1 pseudogene is annotated in these 251 nt (G+C 62.5%); it reads left to right on the forward strand.

Annotated features, from left to right (window positions below):
* A pseudogene (locus ACTHSP_RS23920) lies at positions 1–251 on the forward strand (type IV pili twitching motility protein PilT); the annotation flags it as partial.

Below are 251 nucleotides of genomic sequence, written 5' to 3' on the forward strand. Positions count from 1 at the left end.
CAAGCACCGCACATCCCCACCCCGGCCGAAATCGGCACGCATCTTCATCCCCTGCTCGACCGCATGTGTGAAGAGGCCGAAAAACGCAACGCATCCGACATCTTCATCAGCGCAGACTTTCCCCCTGCCATCAAAGTCGGCGGCACCCTCACGCCCATGCCCCATAAAGCGCTAACCGGCGCGGACACCGCCGCCATCGCCGAATCCACCATGAACCCCGACCAGCTCGAAGCCTTCAACCGCGACTGGGA

It is taken from the genome of Neisseria sp. P0001.S005, from assembly GCF_051963715.1.